At 65.8% G+C, this 21359-nt stretch carries 14 protein-coding genes; 6 read left to right on the forward strand and 8 right to left on the reverse strand.

Going from position 1 to position 21359, the window contains the following annotated elements:
* The first annotated feature begins 355 nt into the window (after nucleotides 1-355).
* From BN1233_RS13015 to BN1233_RS13030, 4 genes are read left to right on the forward strand one after another with little or no spacing between them, the layout of a single operon-like run.
* Complete coding sequence (locus tag BN1233_RS13015) at nucleotides 356-1897, forward strand: Wadjet anti-phage system protein JetA family protein (protein ID WP_046864029.1); 1542 nt, start codon at nucleotides 356-358, stop codon at nucleotides 1895-1897.
* Entirely contained in the window at nucleotides 1887-2564 is a 678-nt protein-coding gene (locus BN1233_RS13020) for a DUF4194 domain-containing protein (protein WP_046864030.1), read from the forward strand. The genes BN1233_RS13015 and BN1233_RS13020 overlap by 11 nt, the downstream gene beginning before the upstream one ends.
* A 14-nt stretch (nucleotides 2565-2578) precedes the next feature.
* Nucleotides 2579-6055 (forward strand): SbcC/MukB-like Walker B domain-containing protein, encoded by a 3477-nt coding sequence (locus BN1233_RS13025; RefSeq protein WP_046864031.1) that lies wholly within the window; start codon nucleotides 2579-2581, stop codon nucleotides 6053-6055.
* 1 nt (nucleotide 6056) lies between these two features.
* Nucleotides 6057-7220, forward strand: coding sequence for a Wadjet anti-phage system protein JetD domain-containing protein (locus tag BN1233_RS13030; protein ID WP_046864032.1), 1164 nt, complete (start codon nucleotides 6057-6059; stop codon nucleotides 7218-7220).
* Between the two features lie 395 nt (nucleotides 7221-7615).
* On the opposite strand, the gene gyrB is transcribed toward BN1233_RS13030, so the two are convergent.
* The 8 genes from gyrB to mutM all read right to left on the reverse strand — a co-directional run bounded on the left by gyrB (nucleotide 7616) and on the right by mutM (nucleotide 18860).
* On the reverse strand, nucleotides 7616-10039 hold the full coding sequence (gyrB, locus tag BN1233_RS13035) for a DNA topoisomerase (ATP-hydrolyzing) subunit B (RefSeq protein ID WP_046864033.1): 2424 nt from the start codon (nucleotides 10037-10039) through the stop codon (nucleotides 7616-7618).
* A gap of 381 nt (nucleotides 10040-10420) precedes the next feature.
* Entirely contained in the window at nucleotides 10421-11584 is a 1164-nt protein-coding gene (gene recF, locus BN1233_RS13040; RefSeq protein ID WP_046864522.1) for a DNA replication/repair protein RecF, read from the reverse strand.
* Nucleotides 11585-11719: 135 nt separating this feature from the next.
* Nucleotides 11720-12838 carry a DNA polymerase III subunit beta gene (dnaN, locus tag BN1233_RS13045; RefSeq protein ID WP_046864034.1) on the reverse strand — a complete coding sequence of 373 codons (1119 nt, stop codon included), beginning with the start codon at nucleotides 12836-12838 and terminating at the stop codon, nucleotides 11720-11722.
* 232 nt (nucleotides 12839-13070) lie between these two features.
* A complete protein-coding gene (gene dnaA, locus BN1233_RS13050) occupies nucleotides 13071-14528 on the reverse strand; it encodes a chromosomal replication initiator protein DnaA (protein ID WP_046864523.1) in 1458 nt (485 codons plus the stop codon).
* 1051 nt (nucleotides 14529-15579) lie between these two features.
* Entirely contained in the window at nucleotides 15580-15846 is a 267-nt protein-coding gene (rpsT, locus tag BN1233_RS13055) for a 30S ribosomal protein S20 (protein WP_046864035.1), read from the reverse strand.
* Nucleotides 15847-16005: 159 nt separating this feature from the next.
* Nucleotides 16006-17001: a threo-3-hydroxy-L-aspartate ammonia-lyase gene (locus BN1233_RS13060; protein WP_046864036.1), complete on the reverse strand. Its 996-nt coding sequence runs from the start codon at nucleotides 16999-17001 to the stop codon at nucleotides 16006-16008.
* Nucleotides 17002-17004: 3 nt separating this feature from the next.
* Nucleotides 17005-17778, reverse strand: a complete 774-nt coding sequence (locus BN1233_RS13065; protein ID WP_046864037.1) for an enoyl-CoA hydratase — start codon at nucleotides 17776-17778, stop codon at nucleotides 17005-17007.
* Between the two features lie 182 nt (nucleotides 17779-17960).
* Nucleotides 17961-18860 carry a bifunctional DNA-formamidopyrimidine glycosylase/DNA-(apurinic or apyrimidinic site) lyase gene (mutM, locus tag BN1233_RS13070; RefSeq protein WP_046864038.1) on the reverse strand — a complete coding sequence of 300 codons (900 nt, stop codon included), beginning with the start codon at nucleotides 18858-18860 and terminating at the stop codon, nucleotides 17961-17963.
* Between the two features lie 114 nt (nucleotides 18861-18974).
* On the opposite strand from mutM, the gene ubiE reads away from it, so the two are divergent.
* A complete protein-coding gene (ubiE, locus tag BN1233_RS13075) occupies nucleotides 18975-19760 on the forward strand; it encodes a bifunctional demethylmenaquinone methyltransferase/2-methoxy-6-polyprenyl-1,4-benzoquinol methylase UbiE (protein WP_046864524.1) in 786 nt (261 codons plus the stop codon).
* Nucleotides 19761-19766: 6 nt separating this feature from the next.
* Nucleotides 19767-21341, forward strand: a complete 1575-nt coding sequence (gene ubiB / locus BN1233_RS13080) for a 2-polyprenylphenol 6-hydroxylase (protein WP_046864039.1) — start codon at nucleotides 19767-19769, stop codon at nucleotides 21339-21341.
* Nucleotides 21342-21359 lie beyond the last annotated feature (18 nt).

Raw genomic sequence — 21359 nt, forward strand, 5'->3', positions numbered from 1 at the left:
CTAATCGATATCACATCTGCTCGTGAAAGGTTTGAGCGGAGTTCGCTACGTGGAGTAGGCGATTGATGGCATTTTCTGTGGACATGCCGTTCCAAGTGATCATTCGATTTCGCTGATGTATCGCATCGAGGTAGTGTTTCCTGTCGCGAAATTTCGCGCCCTTTGTAGGGTAGCAGCGTCACCGAAATCCCGAGTGACGGAGGCTCCGCAACGTCCACAGGATTGTAGGTCCAATTGAGTTCTTGAAAAGCGGGACCAAGTTCGACGAGTATGCCGGCCGTTCTACATCCGACTGGATAGAACACGTGTTATGAGAATCTTGAGCCGCCATTCCGCGGCGCGGAGATGCGGCCCAGTGCCTCTATTCGTTCATCTCAGCGACAAAATCTTTCTGCCGTTCAGTCGGGGAAACAAGTACCTCTACGAAGTAATCCTCACCGTTGTCTACGAAAAGTTCTACCGTGACGCCCCGCGATTCCCTCGCAGGGGCGAGGTCATCGCTGAGATCTACGATCTGTTGAGGGCCCGGCCCGACCTCGCCGATGACGAGGCTCCGCTCGCTGAGATTCCCGAGGTCGAGCACCGCGGCCGCCGCAGGATGCGGGTCGCTAGGGGGAATGAGGCGGCGGTCGAGATCGGCGACGAGATCCTGAAGAGGGCCCGTCTCCACTATGACTACCTCATCGAGAGCGGATGGCTTGAGGAGGACAAGTTCGGCGTCCAGGTCACGGTAGACATGACGCCCGGCGGCCTCGCGCTACTCGAGGCCCTGTACCGCATCCGGGAGGGCTTCTCGCTTCACTTCTCAGGTACGCTGGTGCAGCTCAACCTGATGCTCGACGGCATCACGCGGGAGCCTTACCGCAACGCCCTCTCGCTGGACCATGTGCGCCGCAGCCTCGAGTCCTTCGTGCGGCACCTGCGGGCGATCATCTCCGACCTGAAGCGGATCAAGGCCGAGATGGCCGCCGGCGACAGCCAGCAGGCCCGTCTCCATGTCTTCGTCAAGGGCTTCGTGGAGCGCCTCCTGCTCAAGGACTTCGCCGCGCTGCATGAGAGCAACCATCCCTACCGCTACAAGAGCGAGACGCTCGTCGCGGTGCGCAGGCTCTCCTCGGACCCCGCCGTCCTGCGGGCCGTCGGCAGGGCCTACGCCGAGCACGACAACCCCGATCTGATCAAGAGGACGGACGAGTGGGAGGTGGAGCGGCAGGCGGCCATCGAGGCTGGGATCGCCAGGGTCGACTCCGACTTTTCCACGATCCTCGCCATGCTTGGCCACATCGATGAGATGTTCGAGCGCATCCGGACCTTCCAGGTTCAGCTCGAGGGCCGCATCCGGAACATGCTCCGCTACAAGAACAAGAGGCGGATGGATCTCGGCAGGCGCTCCGAGGAGACGGTCGACAGGCTCGTCGCCTGGATCGGCCGCAACGAGGGGAAGGCTGACCAGCCGCTCGTCGACGGCTACCTGGCGGACTCCGTCCGGCCCTTCGGCCCGGCGCTCCACGGGACACCCCGGCGGGAACGTGTCGGGGTCCAGGCAGCGGAGGCCGTCGTCCGCATGGCCGACCCGGTCGACCTGTTCCTCCAGGAGTTGAAGTCGCGGCACTTGCACCGCCTCTGGCCGGACGACGAACGCCTCGGCGAGTTCCTCGAGTCCGCGCTCGGCGATCGCGAGGAGGTTGCGGCCGACCGTCTCGTGATCGATGACATCGACGACTTCCTGGCCCTCGATGCGGTCCTGCTCCTGATGCGCCGAAGGCAACTGCCGCCGACGTTGCGGAGGAGATATCGGCTGGAGCCGCTCCCGGGAACGCTGATCGACAACCCGTACATGCGGTGCGAGAACTTCCTGATCAAAAGAAGGAACGAAGGGGGCAGCCATGCTGCGTGAGGAGGATACCGCGATCATCGGTGACCGCCTTCCCGACGTGAGGAAGGCGATCCACCATCTCACTCATCGGCAGTTCTTCTGCATCGCCGCGGAACGGGCGAGCGCCGTCCGCCGGGTGCTCGAGAACCCCGCGTTGCGGACTATCGTGGCCCGACACTTCGACTTCGCCGGGTACGATCTCGAGTTCAACGAATCCGAGGGATGGTACGGCGTGATCCCCCGAATCGAGGAGGTCACCACCCCGAAGATGTCCCCCACGCAGACCCTGGTCCTGCTGTGCCTCGCGCTTCACTGGACGAGGTGCATGGAACGCGGCGACCTCGACCTGTGGGCGAACGCCATCACCACGCTGAACGAGCTCTGGCTCGACATCGAGGACCGCCTTGTCCGCGGGCAGGGTCCGGTCATCAAGGTCGAGAGGGTGCTCGAGATGCTAAAGGGCGAATTCAGCCATAAGAGCATCGTCAACGTCGGCGAGTTCGATGCCGAGTCGGACGATTACGGCATCTCGATCAGGCCGTTCGTGAGGCTGCTCGCGGGCGAGGACACCCTCGTCAGGATCAATCGGTTCCTGAACATCGCGGATGCAGAGGCGCGGCGCTCGCAGGCCGAGGCCTATCGCGAGTGGGGGGAAGCCACTGCCGCTACTGCGGACGAGGGAGGCTGAAGGGGGCGATTCACATGCATCTCAGCAACATCGGCCTGATCAACTGGCACCTGTTCCCCCTGACCGACCTCCCCGTCACGGGCGACGTGATTGGCATTGCCGGCGAGAACAAGACCGGGAAGAGCACCATCCTCGACGCCATCCAGGTCGTGATGACCGGGTGTGACGAGTCGAAGATGAAATTGAACCGCATAGCATCGCAGAAGGGGGCAGACCGACAGCACAGGCGCAGTGCGCATGCCTATTCCCTCGGTCGGCTGTCGGTCACCGACACTATCCGCGACGAGTCGATCACCTACGTCATGCTGTCCTTCGAGGACCCTAAGGGAGTGAGGCCACCCGTCACCATCGGCGTCGGTCTCGAGGCGAGGAAGTCGGAGAATGCCGTCCACGTGCCGATCCGCTTTATCGCCAAGGGCATCGCGCTGACGACCTCGGACTTCGTGACAGACGGACAGGGAGGGGCGAAGATCGTCAAGCCGTGGTCGGAGTGCGGGAAGCGGGTCGGCAGCATCGTCGCCGACGCTGGCGGAACCCTCATCGAGTTCAGGGACCTGGACCGGGCCGGGGACTACGTGAAGGAATACATGCACGCCTTGTTCCCACGGGGCCGGACCTCCTCGCAGGTGCAGTTCGTGAAGACGTTCATCAACGCCGTCACGTTGATGAAGATGGAGTCGGCGACCGACTTCGTCCGCGAGTACCTGCTCGAAAAGGACCCTATCAAGGTCACCTCGCTCCGGGAGTCGATCAGGCTGTACCGGGAGGCGGCAGAGACGGTCGAGCGGCTAGGTGCGAACCTCGACCAGCTCCGCGACCTCCTCGGCACCCTCGACAACCTCCAGGAGTTGGAATTCACCGAGGACCGGGAGAAGTGGATCGCCCTCCGCGCCCGCCTTGCAGCGGCGCTCGGCGCCTACCGGGCGCAACGCCGGAAGCGCTCGGAAAGGAGGGCGTCTTTCGAGAAGGTATCCCGCGAACTCGCGCAGTGCACGAGCGAGATCGGGCGGTACAGGGATGAGATCGCCGAACTGCAGCAGCGACGGCGGGAAAGGCTCTCAGAGGACCGTCAGGCCCTGCTCAAGTCACGAATCCAGGTCCTCGACAACGATTATCGAACTGCGATCTCCCCCGGCACGGAAACTGCCCCCGCCGTCATGAAGGGCCTCGAGGGCTTCCTCCTCTTCAAGGAGCAGGGTGCCGCCAGGCTTCTGGAACTCATCGAGGAAGCGCGGCACCTGCTGCCCAAGCACGGCGAGCGCTGGCCATCGCGCGCAGCGGAAAGGTTGGATCTCCTGATGCCGATGATCGAGGAGTCCCTTGAAGCCGCCATGCGCCCCGCCATCCCGCTGCTCGACGAGAAGTCGTTGCAGTTCCATCAGGCCGTGGAGGAGCGCGAGACTCTGAAACGGCAGGTGGAGGCCGCGCGTGCCGGGCGTCTCGTCCTGGAGCCGAACGTCGAGGCCATGGTCAACCGCCTCACGGCCGAGGGCATGCGCCCGCGGGTCCTCGCCGAACTGGTCGAGGTCGTGAACGAGGATTGGGCGGTCGCGGCGGAAGGCTATCTCGGCATCGACCGGGAGACCATCTTCGTGGACCCAGAGCACAACCGGGCGGCGACCGACATCCTTTCGAACGAGCGGGCGAAGTACCGTCGCGTAAGAATCGCCAACACCCGCAAGCTCAAGGACATGCCCGACAGCGCAGACAAGGGCACGCTTGCATCGGTCATGCACTCCGATGATCGGCTGGCGAGGGCCTTCCTCGTCCATCGGACAGGACGCATCAACCTCGCGCAGGCGAGGCCGGACCTCGATCGACCGGGCCGATGGATCATGCGCGACGGCACCTACGACGACGGCGTGGTGATTGACGTCAAGGACCTCCGCGATGGACGCAAGCTGGGGGCCAAGGCACGCATGGCGACCGCCGAGGAGGCGGCAACCAGGCTGGAGAAGTTGAATTTCCTCATCGAGGGGACATTGAGGCGCGAACTCGACTACCTGCGCAGGCTCGAGGGGGCCGTGACGCAGTTCAGGGAGTGGTCAGGCCGCCTTCCCCGCGACGCGGACGGCACCCCGGTGCTATTCCGCGAGATGTTGACGAAGTCCTCGGAGATCGATCGGCAACGGGTCCGGATCTTGGCTGAGATCGGCGAATTGGAGAGAGCCGACGTCTCGGACATCGATAGGGACCTGTCCGAGCTGAAGCAGGGACTTCAAGCCTCGGAAGAAGAGGAGAAAGGCCTCCGGGAGCAGGCCTGGGAGCTGGACAGGGATATCAAGCAGGCGCACGACATGATCGAGGCCGGCGATGGTGCGCTCGGCTCGAGAATGCACGTGCGGTTCCAGCTCAACAACTTCCGTCGCGGCAGGAAGAACCTCGCCGCGCCCGGTTGTCTGAAGGCTTACAACGAGCGCCGCAGACAGGTGAAGGGACTGACCTCGCTGGCGGATGACGCGGAGCAGCGGAGCAGGAATGCGCGTGATGAAGCCCTCGAGGAACGCATGACCGGTCGTGATAAGGCACGGGCTTGCATCACCGCGCTGGGCGCGGAGGACACCTTCGAGGCCGACCTGTTCAGGATCCTGCTGACCAAGGTACGCCCCTGGGCGGTCGAGCGGGCCCAGGAGATCGAGAACGAGACCCTCGTGCATTACCAGCATGAGCTGAACGATGCCCGCACGAGGACCAACGACATCTTCCGCAACAGCTTCGTGAACGAGCTGGCCGCCCGGTTCGCCAAGGTGCGTGCAGAACTCGCGGACATCCGCGACGTCCTGAAGAAGTACACCCTCCTCGAGGAGATTTACGACATCAAGTCGGAATGGGCACCGGGCTACGAACCCTTCCATCGGATCGTGGAGAGGCAGCGCGAGCTGGAACTCACGAACATGCCGCTGTTCAAGGGTGAGGTCGACGACGGCGACAAGCTGGCCGACGATCTCCGGGTGGTGCAATCGGTCCTTCTCGCGGAGGATGTCGACATCGCTGCCTACGAGGACTACACGCGCTACTTCGTATTCGAGATCGAGATCAGGAATACGAACACAGGCCGCGTCGTCACGTGGTCACAGCGGAAGCACACCGGGTCCGGCGCCGAGTTGCAGACGCCTTACTACGTCACCCTGCTGTCCGCCCTGTCGTCCGTTTACTACGGGGGCGCCCGGTCCCGCCTCGGCGAGGACGACGGTGGACTGTGCCTTGCGGTCTTCGATGAGGCCTTCTCGAACATGGACGAGGCGGTCCGGCTCCAGGTGGTGCGGTTCTGCCTCGATCTCGGATTGCAGCTCCTGATCTGCGGGCCGGATGGGGGGCGGCGATCGATGGAGCGCTATGCCCATACGATCGTCGACATCTGGAAGTCAGGGGACCAGTCGTTCGCGAGGGTGGACGTGATCAAGCAACGCACACGCGACGAGCTCGCCGACATCGACCCGTCCCGCTTCACCCGGGATCACATCGAGGGACTGCTCGCGGCCGCCGAGTAGCATGGGCAGGAGTTTCCCGACGGCTGAGGCCGCGCTGCACGACCTCCTGGACAGGCTCGAGGGCAATCCATCGGCTACGCGCCTCCTCGTCAGGGTCGACCGTTCCGCATTCCCGCTGGCCCGGGATGCGGACGAGTTCGAGCAGGGACTGAAAAGGGCGGCGGAGACGGGCGCGGTGACGCTGAAGTTCGGGGTCCGTCGCGACCGCGGCACGATCAGCCACGCGTCGCTTCGGGATCCCGACGCCCTCTACCGCCACCTGGGCCGGAGACCGAGTTCGGAACGCGTCCGCGAGGCCCTGGACGGTCACAGGCAGGTCGTGCGCCCGGAATGGCAGGCGAGCCTTCTCGGTGAGATCGAGAGTGCTTGGTCACGGAACCGAGACTGGTACGGAATACCGGAGGGCGACACGACGTTGGTCGACGCGATCCTCAGGATGGCCGACGCGATCGGGCGTGGCGACCACGAGGGACTCGACTACCGCACCTTCTCGCGGCGCATCGGCGGTGCGAGCAAGATCGTCGAGCGTCACGAGGCGGCGCTGCTGAGGGCGGTTTCCTTCGTCCGTGAGGTGCCCGCCGGGAAGCCTCGGGAGGCACTCTCTGCAATGGGACTCGACAAGGTGTCGATCCCATTCCACGTGTCGGGACCCGTCGCCCTGGAGGGCACACCGATCTCCCCGTCGATCCCGTACGTGGCGATCCCGCACGAGGCGGCGGGCGCCCTGTCCCTTTCGCGGAGACCGCGCGTCGTCCTCACTATCGAGAACTTCGTTTCGTTCCACCGCCACGCCATCGAGGCGAACCGCAAGGGTGAAGACCTCGTGATCTACACGGCAGGCCAGCCGAGCCTGGGATTCCGGAAATCCATGGCCGCGCTCCTCCCGCAGGTCCCGGCTGACGTCCCGCGGTTCCACTGGTCGGACATCGATGCCGGAGGGATCGAGGTTTTCAAGACGATGGAGCGGATGATGCCGGGACTGAGGCCGCACCTCATGTCACGGGAACTCGCGGAGACGAGGGGAAGCCGGTCCGATGTGCCCATCACGCGCCCCAGATCATCTCTTGGCAGTGCGGTCGCAAGCCTATCGGATTACCTATCTGGCGAGAGCCCATTCACACTTGAGCAGGAGGAACTGGATCCTGAGCGTCCTGATGCGGCCTAAGCTTCCGAATGGGGATGTTGGATTGGCAGCGTATCAACACATCATCAAAAATCGAGGGGCAGCAGGCGAGTCGGCTCCGTATCCATCGAGAAGTGTGTGTTTTGGCTCAAAGGGGCGCAAACGAGAGGCGTGGGGGCTGAGCTCGAATCCAGCCCCTCTTGTATGCATCCGCGTACCTAGGCGGATTGTTTCTGACGGGAATGCTTCGGGTGACTCCCGTGAGGACGAATCCACGTTCGCCAGCAGCTGTCTGTAGAGCAAATGGGCGGTCCGATCGGACCGCCCATGTATCTGTATCTTTATGCACAAAGTCGATCTTGTGGTCCTCCGAATTAATTCGGAGGGCTTGGATCCTGGGCGCAACGATGATGTCGCCGGGACAAACAAACCCACAATCACACGTCCAGATTCGCCACCGACAGCGCATTCTCTTGGATGAACTCGCGGCGTGGTTCGACGACGTCGCCCATGAGCTTCACGAAGAGATCGTCCGCATCCGCGGTGTCCTTGATTTTCACCTGCAGGAGCGAGCGCACGTCGCGATCGAGCGTCGTTTCCCAGAGCTGCTGGGCGGTCATTTCGCCAAGGCCCTTGTAACGCTGGAGCTGCAGGCCCTTGCGGCCGATCGCGAGGATTGCGTCGAAGAGCGAAAGCGGCCCATTGATCTGCAGCTCTTCGCTCTTGCGCACGAGAAAGGCCGGCTGGCCGTAGATCTCGCGCAGCGACTCGGCGCGCTCGTCGAGCTTCTTGGCCTCCTGGCTCGCAATCAGCGCGGCGTCGAGCGTCATGTCCTGGCGCACGCCGCGCAGCGTGCGCGAGAGTACGTAGCCGCCGTCGCGGGCTTCGCCCGTCCAGCCGCGCTCGAACTCCTCGGCGATCATGTCGAGCCGCTCGGCGATGGCGGCCGCATGCGCGGGGCCTTCGACGGGGTCCTCGGCGATTTCCGGACGCAGCGCGCCGGTCACGGAGGCATGCCCGACCACGGTGCGGTCGTAGCGCGTGTGCAGGCTCTGCAGCACCTGGCGGATCAGCCGCGCCTCCTCGATGATGCTGCGTAACTGCTCGCCCTCGAGCACGAGGCCGGAGGCGAGGCGCAAACCTGCACCCTCGATGCCCTGATCGATGAGATAATCCTCGAGCGCACGCTCGTCCTTGAGATAGATCGACTGCTTGCCGCGGGTCGCCTTATAGAGCGGTGGCTGCGCAATATAGATGTGCCCGCGCTCGATGACCTCGGGCATCTGCCGGTAGAAGAACGTCAGCAGCAGCGTGCGGATATGCGAGCCGTCGACATCGGCATCGGTCATGATGATGATGCGATGGTAACGCAGCTTGTCGATATTGAATTCCTCGCTGATGCCCGTGCCGAGCGCCGTGATCAGCGTACCGATTTCCTGGCTCGACAGCATCTTGTCGCGCCGCGCGCGCTCGACGTTCAGGATCTTGCCGCGCAAGGGCAGCACCGCCTGGAACTTGCGATCGCGCCCCTGTTTCGCGGAGCCGCCCGCTGAGTCACCCTCGACGAGGAGGATCTCGCATTTCGACGGATCGCGCTCCTGGCAATCCGCGAGCTTGCCGGGCAGCGAGGCGATATCGAGCGCACCCTTGCGCCGCGTAAGCTCGCGCGCACGCCGCGCGGCCTCGCGCGCTGCCGCGGCGGCGATCACCTTCTCGATGACCGATTTCGCTTCGCCGGGATTTTCCTCGAGCCAGATTCCGAGCGCCTCGTTCATGGCGCCCTCGACGGCAGGCCGAACTTCCGACGAGACGAGCTTGTCCTTCGTCTGCGAGGAGAATTTCGGATCCGGGACCTTCACGGAGACGATCGCGGTGAGGCCCTCGCGGATGTCGTCGCCCGAGAGCGAAACCTTCTCGCGTTTCGCGGCGCCGCTCGATTCCGTATAGGCCGTGACCTGACGCGTCAGCGCGGCCCGGAAGCCCGCAAGATGCGTGCCGCCGTCGCGTTGCCCGATGTTGTTCGTGAAGCAGAGGACGTTCTCGTAATACGAGTCGTTCCACCACAGCGCGACCTCGACGCCGATGCCGTCGCGCTCGGCATTGATGACGATCGGCTTCTTGAGCTGTGGCTGCTTCGTGCGATCGAGATAGCGCACGAAAGCCTCGATCCCACCCTCGTAGACGAGTTCCTCACGCTTGCGTTCCGCATGACGATTGTCGGTAAGGACGATGCGGACACCGGAATTCAGGAAGGCGAGCTCACGAAGGCGATGCTCGAGCGTATCGTAGTCGAACTCCACCATCGTGAAGGTCGCGGGCGAGGGCAGGAATGACACTTCGGTGCCGCGCCGGTCGTCGGCCGGGCCGACGACGGCGAGCGGCGCCACGGGAACGCCGTCACGGAACTCCATCGCGTGCTCCTGGCTGTTGCGGAAGATGCGCAGGCGCAGCCAGCTCGAGAGCGCGTTTACGACCGAGACGCCGACGCCGTGCAAGCCGCCGGACACCTTGTAGGCGTTGTTGTTGAACTTACCACCGGCGTGGAGCTGGGTCATGATGACCTCGGCGGCCGAGACCCCCTCTCCCGGGTGGATGTCGGTCGGGATGCCGCGGCCGTTATCCGTCACGGTGCAGGAGCCATCCGCATTCAGCGTGACCGTGACCTCCGTCGCGTGGCCGGCAAGAGCCTCGTCGATGGCATTGTCTACAACCTCGTAGACCATGTGGTGGAGGCCCGACCCGTCATCGGTGTCGCCGATATACATGCCGGGCCTCTTGCGCACGGCGTCGAGTCCTTTGAGGACCGTGATGGACCCGGCATCATAGGTCGCGGGATTGATGTCTCTGGCAGGCTCGGCCATGAAATAGCATTCCTTCGTGCGGCACCGGCGAAAACGGCGCACAGCGGCATCGCTCGAATGAGGGGAAAACGATGCTGATTCGTCGTCTTTTCTATTTAGTCACGATGGGCCCGAATTGCACGGCCGCGGGCCTGCAAAAACGCCGAAAAGTGCATGATTGTGAACGCTTTTTTGTAACAAGGACAGTGGCTCGGCGCGCCGTGACGGCGGCCGCTGCGTCAGCCCGTGCCGCGCCCGCCGCGCAGTGCTTCCGGCAAGGCTTCGGCAGGCCCAGAGCGGAGGCGCGAGAGGGGATCTGAACACGAGCGGCAGCACGCGGTCCGCGCCACAGGCCCGCCGCGACCTTCGCCGTTTTGCGGACCCGAGAAATTGGAAAACCGATCAGATGCGATCCGGCAGGCTCACGTGGCCCGGAGTCACGAGGCAGACATCCGCGCGGTCGTGGAGATCCGCGAAGAGAGCCGGATCGGCGCCGGTCATCCAGACCTGCCCGCCGATGCCCGCGAGGGTCTCGAACAGAGCCGTCCGGCGTCGAGGGTCGAGGTGGGCCGCCACCTCATCGAGGAGGACGAGGGGCGCCAACCCCGTCATGATCGCGACGAGCCGTGCATGGGCCAGCACGAGGCCGATCAGCAGCGCTTTCTGCTCGCCCGTCGAGGCCATCTCGGCCGGGATGTCCTTCGGGCCGTGCCGGACCAGGAGATCGGAGGCCTGTGGCCCGGCGAGCGTCCGGCCTGCGGCCCGGTCCCGCGCGCGGCCCTCCCGGAGCATCGCGCGATACTGGTCTTCCGCGTCGACGGCCGGCAGGGTTGCGACGAGCCGATCGATCTCGCCCTCGAGCGCGAGCGTTGCGAAAGGAAAGGGCGAGGCGTCGTTGCGCCCGGCGAGGATCAGTGCCGAGAGGCGATCGACGGTCTCGCGCCGGGCGGCGGCCACCGCGATCCCGAGTTCCGCGACCTCGCGCTCCAGGGCGTCGAGCCAGAGCACGTCCTCGAACCGCTCCTCCAGGACGCGGTTGCGTGAGCGCAACGCCCGTTCGAGCGCCGCCGTCCGGGCGCCGTGATCCGCATCGACCGCGAGGACCAGGCGGTCCAGAAACCGGCGGCGGTCGCCGGCCGGGCCGCGGAACAGCCCGTCGACATCGGGGGTGAGCCAGACGATCCGAAGATGCTCCGCGAAGGCCGCCGGGGAGGAGACCGGCGTACCGTCGATCCGCAGGAGGCGGGACCGCCGCCCGTCGAGGTCCGGGCGGTCGATGCCATGGCCGAGACGATGCTCCCCGAAGGCGCCCTCGAGGGTGATCGAGACCGCGAACGAGCCCGGCCCGTCGTGCCGCGCCATGTCGCCGAAATCGGCCCGACGCAGGCCGCGCCCGGGTGCGAAAAGGGACAGGGCTTCGAGCAGGTTGGTCTTGCCCGCCCCGTTCTCGCCGACCAGCGCGACGACGGGCCGATCGACCTCGAGGTCGAGCGCCGCATAGGTACGGAAATCCTGAAGGATGAGCCGCGTGACCCGGGCCGTCGCCGGGGATGAATCGAACGCCATGGACATGACCTCTGCGCGGGCCGTGCCGGGCAGGACCTGCGCGGTCACCTCATAAGCTGGCCTCGTGACCGACCGGAATGCCTCGACCGGTCAGGGCATCCGTTACGCCGCAAACGAAATTCCTGCCAGCGGGCCCTACACGCGCATCGGCATCAGGACATAGAGCGCCGGGGCTCCATCCCGGTCCTGGACCACCGTCGGCGAGCCGGGATCCGCGAGCCGGAACAAAGCCGTGTCGCCATCGAGCTGAGCCGTGATGTCGAGCAGGTAGCGGGCGTTGAAGCCGATATCGAGATTTCCGGCGTCGTAATCGACCTCGAGCTCCTCGGTCGCCGAGCCCGAATCCGGATTGTTCACGGAGAGGACCAACCGTCCCTCCGAGAGGGCGAGCTTCACCGCGCGGCCACGCTCGGAGGAGATCGTCGAGACGCGGTCGACCGCCCGCGCGAAGTCGTCCCGCTCGACGGTCAGGCGCTTGTCGTTGCCGGCGGGGATCACGCGCTGGTAATCCGGGAAGGTGCCGTCGATGAGCTTGGAGGTCAGGACGACGCCCCCGAAGGTAAGGCGGACCTTGGCGGAGGAGAGTTCGATCCCGACGCTTTCGCCGGCATCCTCCACAAGCTTGAGGATCTCGGCCACGGCCTTGCGGGGCACGATCACGCCGGGCATGCCTTCGGCTCCGGCAGGGGCCGCGGTCTCGACCCGGGCGAGGCGATGGCCGTCCGTCGCGACGGCCCGCAGGACCGTCTCGCCTTCCGACTCGATCGTGTGGAAGTAGATCCCGTTCAGGTAATAGCGGGTTTCCTCCGTCGAGATCGCGAACTGCGTCTTCTCGATGAGGCGGCGCAGATCCGTCGCTCCGAGGGAGAAGCGGTGCGGGAGATCGCCGGCCGCGAGATCGGGAAAATCGCTCTCGGGAAGCGCCTGCAGCATGAAGCGCGAGCGCCCGGACCGGATCTGCATCTGGGAGGTATCGCCGGTCGTCTCGAGCGAGACCTGCGCGCCCTCGGGCAATTTGCGGACGATGTCGTAGATCACGTGCGCCGGGACGGTCGTCGCACCCGGATCCGTGATGTCGGCCGGGATCGTCTCCGTGACCTCGATGTCGAGGTCGGTCGCCTTGAGGCGCAGGCCGTCCGGTTCGGCCCGGAGCAGCACGTTCGAGAGGATGGGAATCGTGTTGCGGCGCTCGACGACGCGGTGCACGTGCCCGAGCGACTTCAACAATGCCGCTCGCTCGACTGTGACTCTCATAGACCGACCCATGAAACTGGCTTGGCGCCCGGCCGCCGCCGGAAAGGCAGCGTCGGAGTGCGCGGGGGCGAAAGATTGGCGAAGACGGCCCTGGAAGGCAAGGCAGAACGAAAGGATTGTTGATCGCGGCCGGATCCGCCCTCGACCGGGCTCTGCGAAGCCGGCCCGGCGCGGCGGAGCGGAGGCCGCAAGCCCGATGCAGCCCCGGCATGCCCTGCCGGGAGTCGGGCTCCTATTCCTGGAGCATGCGCTTCAGGAGCTCGACCTCGTCGTTCAGCGCGTGGTCCTCGTTCAGCGCCTTTTCGATCTTGCGCACGGCGTGAAGCACGGTGGTGTGGTCGCGCCCGCCGAAGCGCCGGCCGATCTCGGGCAGCGAGCGCAGTGTCAGCACTTTCGAGAGATACATCGCGATCTGTCGGGGCCGTACGACTGCCGCCGTGCGGCGCTCCGAGAGGATATCCGAGCGGGAGACGTTGTAGCGCGAGGCGACGAGCTTCTGAATGTCCTCGATCTTGACGCGCTTCGGCTCGCGGTTCCGCACGAGGTCGCGGATCGCGGTTTCCGCCGTCTCGACAGTGATCGCCGAGCCGGTCAGCGTCGCATGGGCGAGCAGGCGATTCACGGCGCCCTCGAGATCTCGGCCATTCGCGGTGATCGCCCGCGCCACATAAGCGATGACACTCGGACTCACGTCGAAAGACGGATGCAGGGCCTTCACGGCCGCGACGCGCGTCGTGAGGATCGAGATCCGCAATTGCTCGTCGAGAGAGCCGACCTCCACCACGAGCCCGCCCGCGAGGCGCGACCGGACGCGTTCATCGAGGCTTTCGAGGTCGGCTGGCGGACGGTCGGCAGCGACCACGATCTGGCGCCCGGAATCGATCAGGGCGTTCAGGGTGTGGCCGAATTCCTGCTGGATCTGCTTGCCCTGAATGAACTGGACGTCGTCGATCACGAGGAGATCGATTCCGCGTAGGCGCTCCTTGAAGGCGAGCGATGTCTGGGCCTTCAGAGAGGCCACGAAACCGTACATGAAGCGGTCCGCGGTCAAATAGATCACGCGGCGTCCCTGGGCGCGGGCCTCGTGCCCGATCGCATGAAGCAGATGCGTCTTGCCGAGCCCGACGCCCGCATGAAGGAAGAGGGGATTGTAGAGCGCCTGCTCGCCGAGGTGGCGGGCGACGCGATCGGCGGCCGCATGGGCCAGCGCGTTCGACCGGCCGATGATGAAGCTCTCGAAGGTGAGGCGCGCGTCCAAGGGAGCGCTGCCGAAATCACCCGTATCGGGCTTCTGTTCCTCCGCGGGCGGAAGGGCGAAAGGCTTCGCTTCCACAGCAACCCCGACCGGTCCGCCCGGAGCGCGGGCCGACTCGATCGGGCGGCGCGGCGGGGCCGCGTCGCGGCCGAGCGTCGAGCGGACGCCAATGATCACACGCTCGATGCCCTCGGCCTCGCTGCGGTAGACCGTGAGGACCCGATCCACATAGTGGGACTCGATCCAGCTCTTCAGGAAGCGGGTTGGAACCGACAGGCGCGCGCAGCCATCGACGACCTCCTCGAGCTCGAGGCGCCCGAACCAGCTCGCAAAGACATCCTCACCGAGCTCGGCCCGAAGCCGCCGCTTGACGCGGCTCCAGATCTCCTGGGCAGCCGGTCCATCCGATCTCGGAGCGTCCTCGCCATCAGGCATGTGCCGGTGCTCCTCGCTGCTGCGAACCATCATGACCCCTCCACGGACCCTGCGGGTCCAAGCACGCAATCCGATCCGTTCCGCCGCAGGCATGGCTGCCCAGCGGCGGTCACGGCAGACCGCCCCCAATTCATTCGTCGTTGAGTCTAGAAAGCCTTTTGACGCAATTCTTCTGGTTGTGCGGCGCGGAGCTTAAGTCGACTTCCGATAACTTGCCGCCAGGGAGTGTCTCTTTTCTTCATATCTTGTGGTGTCAAACACTGCCCTGTCCCCATACTTGAGGCTAAATGCATCCAAAAGCTGGCGGATAACTTCACGGGTGCCCCGTTGAAGTGAACTCACCGTAGCTTGCACCTTTCCTGGGTGCAACATGATCGCTGCCGGTGGACAACGATCGGGCTCCGGCCGGGGGCTTCACGGGGTGTCCACAACTTTCCCCCGATCTCGGTAACGCGCTGACTCCCCATGTGATTCGGAGCGAGTCCGCAGGCCGTCTCATGCCATGTTGCAGTGCGAGATAGGATTCGCAAAAAAGACTCGATTCGCGGGGCTCAGGGGCGTCACAGTGATGCTTCGCGGAGCTTTGCCTGCTAAGCTATTGTGCTTTCGGCTGCTTTTTTGCGCGATCCGGAGTTGCCCGATGCGGGGTCTCACCCTCGTTTTGGGGAATCAAGTCAAGCCATCCTGTGGAAAACAATGGGCCTGCTTTGGCCTGGTTTCAGGCCTGATCGAGTGGGTTTCGCAGACGGCACAGCCAGAGGGGTCTCATAGGATCGGACCTAAAAGTGGCTTCCGCATTTGGGTCCGATGCTTCGGTCCTGAGTGGCGCATCGTCCGACGCGGAAAAGTGGACCCACATCTGCGCACAATGCGCTGGCTCCAGCCGCGGTGTTGCCGCGGATTTCCTGGACGGGATGGGCATGGCCGGATGCTGCAGCCCTGGCTGCGCCGAGCCCCATGGTGCAGCCCTTGAGTTCAGCGCTTCGAGGCGGCGCAAACAAAAAACCCGGCCAGAGGCCGGGTTCGTATTCGACGGCGATGAACGGCGCGATCAGGCGCCGATGGCCTGCACGCGATGCGCCAGGCGGGACACCTTCCGCGACGCCATGTTCTTGTGAAAGATGCCCTTCTGGGCGGCGCGCATCAGCTCCGGCTCGGCGGCGCGCAGAGCCTCGGTGGCGGCATTGCGGTCACCGGACGCGATCGCCTCCTCGACCTTGCGGATGAAGGTGCGCACGCGGCTGCGGCGCGAACGGTTGATCGCGGTGCGCTTCGCGATCTTGCGGGTCATCTTCTTGGCCGACACGGTGTTGGCCATGGCCTGTCCTCGTCTCTAGAAGTCCGACCGGACGAGCCAGCCTTCGGGGGCGGCAGTGATCGGAAGTTTGCATGGAAACCGAAGAGCCCGCGTCGGACGCGGGCTCGTGTGGGCCGGCTTATAGGCGCGCACGGCCGGAAGGTCAACGCAGAAAGGCCTTCAGGCCGCGAGAAAACCTGCAAGGGCTTTCGGATCCACGTTGCCGCCGCTGATCACGATCCCGACCCGCTTCCCGGAGCAGGGCACCGCCCCATGGAGTGCCGCTGCCGCGGAGAGGCAGCCCGTCGGCTCGACCACGATCTTCATGCGTTCCACGAAGAACCGCAGCGTCTCGACCAGCTGGGCGTCCGACACCGTCACGATGTCCGCGACCGAGGAGCGAATGATCCCGAAATTGCGCTCGCCGAGCGCAGGCGTGAGGGCGCCGTCGGCAATCGAGGTCGGAATCGGGATCCGCACGATCGCGCCGGAGCGCAGGGAGCGCTGGCCATCGTTTCCGGCCTCCGGCTCGACGCCGATCACCTTGCATTCGGGGGAGAGGGCCTTCGCGGCGAGCGCGCAGCCGGCGAGCAGCCCGCCGCCGCCGAGACAGACCAGAAGAATGTCGAGCGGACCGACCTCCTCGAACAGCTCCTTCGCGGCCGTGCCCTGGCCGGCGATCACGTCCGCATGGTCGTAGGGAGGAATGAGGGTCAGACCCCGCTCCGCCGCGAGCCGGCGGCCGATCGCCTCCCGGTCCTCCTTGTAGCGGTCATAGGTGACGACCTCGCCGCCATAGCCTTTCGTCGCAGCCATCTTCATGGCCGGGGCGTCCTGCGGCATGACGATAACCGTGGGCACTCCCTGCAGCCGGCCCGCATAGGCGATGGCCTGGGCATGGTTGCCGGACGAGAAGGTGACGACTCCGCGCCGCTTCGCTTCCGGATCGAGCTTCGCGATGGCGTTGTAGGCGCCGCGGAACTTGAAGGCGCCGCTGCGCTGCAGGCTCTCCGCCTTGAAGAAGGCCTGCGCGCCGGTCCGTGCATCGAAGGTCCGGGAGGTCAGGACCGGCGTGCGATGGGCGATCCCCGCGAGGCGCTCCGAGGCGGCGACCACGTCATCATAGGTCGGGAGCGGGACGGGCGTGGTCGCGAGAGATTCGGCCTGGGCGCCCATGGGTCACCTCCCCTTAAAGGCGGGAGGGCGCTTCTCCACGAAAGCGGCCATGCCTTCCTTCTGGTCCTCGGTCGCGAACATCGCGTGGAAGACGCGCCGCTCGAACCGGATCCCTTCCGCGAGCGTGGTCTCGAAGGCGCGGTTCACGCTCTCCTTCGTCATCATCGCGATCGGCAGCGACATCCCGGCAATCGCCTCCGCGGCGGCCATGGCTTCCTTGAGGAGATCGGCGAGCGGAACGATCCGCGCGACGAGCCCCGCGCGCTCCGCCTCGGCGGCATCCATCATGCGCCCGGTCAGGCACAGGTCCATGGCCTTCGCCTTGCCGACGGCGCGGGTGAGGCGCTGCGTGCCGCCGGATCCCGGCATGACCCCGAGCTTGATCTCGGGCTGGCCGAATTTCGCGTTGTCGGCCGCGATGATGAAGTCGCACATCATCGCGAGCTCGCAGCCGCCCCCGAGGGCGAATCCCGCGACGGCAGCGATAATCGGCTTGCGGCGCGCGCCGACCCGGTCCCACGAGGTGATGAAATCGTCGAGATAGGTCTGCGGATAGGAGAGGCTCGCCATCTCCTTGATGTCGGCCCCGGCCGCGAAGGCCTTTTCCGAACCCGTCAGGACGATGCAGCCGATGTCGGCGTCACGCTCGAACCCGTCGAGGGCGTCGTTCACTTCGCCGATCAGCGTCGAGTTGAGGGCGTTCAGCGCCTTCGGGCGGTTGAGGGTGATGAGGCCCACCCGGCCACGTGTTTCGACGAGAATCGTTTCGTATGCCATGAGCGCCTTCCTGACGTGCTGCAGCGGTCTTTCGCTGCATCGCTATTGAACGGAAGCCCTCCCGGCAAGGGGCCTCGGCCGCGGTTTACGGCGTCGATGGGTGAGGGGCATCCCCGACTTCCACCGTCACCGCGAGCGTAGCGATTCAGCCCCATGCACCTGATGGAGGCGTCGGGCTGCCCTCAGCCGCGTTGCCGGGGAAGCGGCTGGCAGGATGCGCAGAGGAACGTCGAGCGGCCCGCCTGAACGATGCGTGCGATCGTCCCCGCGCAGCCGGGCGTGGTGCAGGGTTCGCCGAGCCGGTCATAGACCCGAAACCGGTGCTGGAAATAGCCGAGGGTGCCGTCGACCTGGGCGTGATCGCGGAGCGTGGAGCCTCCGGCCTCGACGGCTTCGAGCAGCACGTCCCGAATTTCCTTCGCGAGCCGGTGGGCCGCCTCGCGGGGGCGTCCGCGGGCGGTCGCGATGCTGCTCGCTGGAGCCTCCGGGTGCAGTCCCGCCCGATGGAGCGCCTCGCAGACATAGATATTGCCGAGCCCGGCCACGAGGCGCTGGTCGAGGAGCGCTGCCTTGAGCGGAGCGCGGCGGCCGGAGAAGAGTTCCGCGAGACGCTCTCCCGACAATTCGCCGCCGAGCGGCTCGATCCCGAGGCCGGCGAAATGGCGCGAGGTCTCGATCCCGTCGGCGGGCAGGAGATCCATGAAGCCGAAGCGGCGGGCGTCGTTGTAGGTCACCCGCGCGTCGCCGGAGAGATGGAGCACCACGTGATCGTGGCTCCCGACTCCGCCATGGGCGTGATGGAACACCCCCGGGCGCAGGTCGGTTTCCGGCGTCGCGACGCTGAAGCGTCCCGACATCCCGAGATGCATCACGAGCACCTCGTCCGACGAGAGCCCGACGAGGAGGTATTTCGCGCGACGCGACAGCCCGGTGATCGTCTGTCCTTCCAGGCGCTCGACGAAGCGGTCCGGAAAAGGAAAGCGCAGATCCGGCCGACGCTGCTCGACATGCTCGAGCCGCCGCCCCACCATCACGGGGGCAAGGCCGCGGCGAACGGTTTCGACCTCAGGGAGTTCGGGCATGGATTCTCGGGTCGCGGGCTCGGCGCGTCACGAATGCAGGAAAGGGCGTCCGGGCTCACATAGCCATTGCGGAACGGTTCCGCTATGCAATCGCGGCACGAGGCGACGGGATCGATGGTCGAACGGCACAAGCACGACGCTCATTCCTCCGAGGGAACGACCCATTTCGGATTCAGGACGGTCGGGATCGGGGAGAAGCAGGGGCGCGTCAACGACGTCTTCCGGTCGGTGGCAACGCGCTACGACCTGATGAACGACCTGATGTCGGGCGGGCTGCACCGCGCCTGGAAATCCGCGCTCGTCTCGATGCTCCGTCCCCCGCGGGAGCGCGCCTTCCGGCACCTCGACGTGGCGGGCGGCACGGGTGATGTGGCGTTCCGCATCCTCGATGCCGGCGGGATGCGCACCGCCGTGATGGTGCTCGACATCAACGGCGACATGCTGCGCGTCGGCCGCGAGCGTGCCGAGGCGCGTCCGGAATTCGCCGGCCGCCTCGAATTCGTCGAGGCGAACGCGGAAACGCTTCCCTTCGAGGACCGGGCCTTCGATGGCTACACGATCGCCTTCGGGATCCGGAACGTGCCGCGCATCGATCGGGCGCTGGCCGAGGCGCATCGCGTTCTTCGCCCCGGAGGGCGCTTCCTGTGCCTCGAGTTCTCGCGGGTCGACATGCCCTTCCTTGATGCGCTCTACGAGGCCTATTCCTTCAACGTGATCCCGCGCCTCGGGCAACTCGTTACCGGTGACGCGGACTCGTACCGGTATCTCGTTGAATCGATCCGGCGCTTTCCGCCGCCGGCCGCCTTCTCGGCCATGATCGAGGACGCGGGCTTCAAGCGCGTCAGCCACCGGCTCCTGACCGGCGGCATCGTCGCGATCCACTCCGCCTGGAAGATCTGACCGGTCGTGATCGGCACCATCGTTTATCTCGCCCGCAACCTGCGCGCCGGCCTCATCCTCGCCCGGGAGGGAGCGCTCGGGCTCATCGATCCGTCGGTGCTCCCTCCCGCCGCGCGACTGGCCTGGCGGGCGGCCCGGCTGATCGAGCGACCGGGAGCCGGCCGGGGCGCGGACCGGCTGGCCGCGGCCCTGACCCGGCTCGGGCCGTCCTATGTGAAGTTCGGCCAGTTTCTGGCGACCCGCCCCGACATCGTTGGGGTCGCGGTCGCGGCGGATCTCGAGCATCTCCAGGATCGCATGGCGCCGTTCCCGCGCGAGGAGGCGGTGCGCGTCATCGAGGCGGCGTTCGGTCAGCCTGTCGACCGGTTGTTCGAGAGCTTTTCCGAACCGCTTGCCGCCGCATCCATCGCCCAGGTCCACAAGGGCCGCATCCGGACCGCGGAGGGCCCGCTCGACGTCGCGGTCAAGGTCGTGCGTCCGGGTGTCCGCGACCGCTTCGCCCGCGATCTACGCGCCATGCGCGCCGCGGCGCGGGTCATCGAGAAGGTTCTGCCCGAGGCGAGGCGCCTGCGCGCGCAGGAGGTCGTCGAGACGCTCGCGCGGTCCGTCGCCATCGAGATGGATCTCAGGCTCGAAGCGGCGGCCGTCTCGGAACTCGCGGAGAACACGAAATCCGATCCGGGCTTCCGCGTGCCGAAGCCGGAATGGGAACTCACTGACCGGGACGTCCTCACGACGACCTGGATTGACGGCATCCGGCTGAACGACGTCGAAGCCCTCGAGGCGGCCGGACACGACCGGGTGGCGCTCGCGCGCACCGTGATCCAGTCCTTCCTGCGGCAGGCCATCCGCGACGGGTTCTTCCATGCGGACATGCATCCCGGGAATCTGTTCGTCGATGCGCAAGGTCGCCTCGTCGCCGTCGATTTCGGGATCATGGGCCGTCTCGGCTACAAGGAGCGGCGGTTTCTCGCCGAAATCCTGTACGGCTTCATCCGGCGCGATTATCGCCGCGTGGCCGAGGTGCATTTTGCGGCGGGCTACGTGCCGCCGCACCACGCGGTCGCGGATTTCGCGCAGGCGATCCGGGCCATCGGTGAGCCGATCCACGATCGCCGCGCCGACGAGATCTCGATGGCGCGCGTCCTCACGCTGCTGTTCGAGGTCACCGCGCTGTTCGACATGGCGACGCGCACCGAGCTCGTCATGCTCCAGAAGACAATGGTGGTGGTCGAAGGCGTGGCACGCCACCTCGACCCGAAGCTCGACATGTGGGCAACCTCCGAGCCGGTCGTGCGCGAATGGATGGAGCGCCAGCTCGGGCCTGCGGGCCGCATCGAGAGCGCCGGCCGCGGCATCTCGACTCTCGCCGGCGTCCTCGCCGATCTCCCCGATCTCGCCCTGCGGGCCGAACGCGTGCTCGCCCAGCTCGAGACGGTGAGCGCCCATGGCGTCGCCCTCAATCCCGACAGCGTCGCCGCCATCGGTCGCGCGGAGGCGCGAGGCAACCGCTGGGGCGTGGCAGCGCTCTGGATCATCGCCTTTCTCCTCGCCATCTCGCTTCTGAGCGGTTGGTCGTGAGAGTATTCGTTCGTTCAA

Source organism: Microvirga massiliensis (genome assembly GCF_001006805.1).
Taxonomy (GTDB): Bacteria; Pseudomonadota; Alphaproteobacteria; order Rhizobiales; family Beijerinckiaceae; genus Microvirga; species Microvirga massiliensis.